Raw genomic sequence first — 1,899 nt, 5'->3', positions numbered from 1 at the left:
CACGGGTGCCCAGGTTGTTTTCTGGGAACCACACAGGGACGCGAACACCACACAGCGATTCATCTTGATCGTGCCGTGTGTTCAAGCCACTCGGCCTATTAGTACCGGTCGACTCCACACGTTACCGCGCTTCCATCACCGGCCTATCAACCCAGTCGTCTACTGGGAGCCTTACCCCACCGAAGTGGGAGGGAGAACTCATCTCGAGGAAGGCTTCCCGCTTAGATGCTTTCAGCGGTTATCCCGACCGAACGTAGCCAACCAGCCGTGCCCCTGGCGGGACAACTGGCACACCAGAGGTCCGTCCGTCCCGGTCCTCTCGTACTAGGGACAGACCCTCTCAATTCTCCTACGCGCGCAGCGGATAGGGACCGAACTGTCTCGCGACGTTCTAAACCCAGCTCGCGTGCCGCTTTAATGGGCGAACAGCCCAACCCTTGGGACCTACTCCAGCCCCAGGATGCGACGAGCCGACATCGAGGTGCCAAACCATCCCGTCGATATGGACTCTTGGGGAAGATCAGCCTGTTATCCCCGGGGTACCTTTTAGCCGTTGAGCGACACCACTTCCACACGTAGATGCCGGATCACTAGGCCCTGCTTTCGCACCTGCTCGACACGTCCGTCTCACAGTCAAGCTCCCTTGTGCCCTTGCACTCGCCACCTGATTGCCAACCAGGCTGAGGGAACCTTTGGGCGCCTCCGTTACTCTTTAGGAGGCAACCGCCCCAGTTAAACTACCCACCAGGCACTGTCCCCCACCCGGATACACGGGCGCGGGTTAGACGCTCAAAACGACCAGAGTGGTATTTCACCAATGACTCCACCCACACTGGCGTGCGGGCTTCACCGTCTCCCACCTATCCTACACAAACCGTTCCAAACGCCAATGCCAAGCTGTAGTGAAGGTCCCGGGGTCTTTCCGTCCTGCTGCGCGAAACGAGCATCTTTACTCGTACTGCAATTTCACCGGGCCTGTGGTTGAGACAGCGGGGAAGTCGTTACGCCATTCGTGCAGGTCGGAACTTACCCGACAAGGAATTTCGCTACCTTAGGATGGTTATAGTTACCACCGCCGTTTACCGGCGCTTAGATTCTCAGCTTCGAGATCGAAACCTCTAACCGGTCCTCTTAACGTTCCGGCACCGGGCAGGCGTCAGTCCGTATACAGCGTCTTACGACTTCGCACGGACCTGTGTTTTTAGTAAACAGTCGCTTCCCCCTGGCCTCTGCGACCACACCCAGCTCCCCGTGCAAAACGGTTCACCAGGCCTGGTCCCCCTTCTCCCAAAGTTACGGGGGCAATTTGCCGAGTTCCTTAACCACAGTTCACCCGATCGCCTCGGTATTCTCTACCTGACCACCTGAGTCGGTTTGGGGTACGGGCCGCCGGTACACTCGCTAGAGGCTTTTCTCGGCAGCATGGGATCACTCACTTCACCTAAAACGGCTCGGCATCAGCTCTCAGGATGAATGAGAAACGGATTTACCTGTCTCTCTCCCTACAGCCTTACCCCGGGACAACCATCGCCCGGGCTGAGCTACCCTCCTGCGTCACCCCATCACTCACCTACTACCCCCTCGGGCCGACTGCTAGGCCCAGAAGACACCCGAAGGCACCAACCAGGATTCAGAGTCTTAGCATCAGAGGATTCAGCGTTGGCGCATACCAGCGGGTACGGGAATATCAACCCGTTGTCCATCGACTACGCCTGTCGGCCTCGCCTTAGGTCCCGACTTACCCTGGGCGGATTAGCCTGCCCCAGGAACCCTTGGTCATCCGGCGGGAGAGTTTCTCACTCTCCATTCGCTACTCATGCCTGCATTCTCACTCCCACAGCCTCCACCACTCGATCACTCGGCGGCTTCACCGGCTGCAGGACGCTCCCCTACCCATCA

Annotated in this window: 1 rRNA gene; it reads right to left on the bottom strand. The window is 58.3% G+C overall.

Annotated features, from left to right (window positions below):
- Nucleotides 1–77 precede the first annotated feature (77 nt).
- Nucleotides 78–1,899, bottom strand: a 23S ribosomal RNA gene (locus QP089_RS48650); the annotation flags it as partial.

The sequence above is a fragment of the Actinomadura opuntiae genome (genome assembly GCF_030283205.1).
Lineage (GTDB): Bacteria > Actinomycetota > Actinomycetes > Streptosporangiales > Streptosporangiaceae > Spirillospora.
This window is presented reverse-complemented; position numbering and strand designations above follow the sequence as displayed.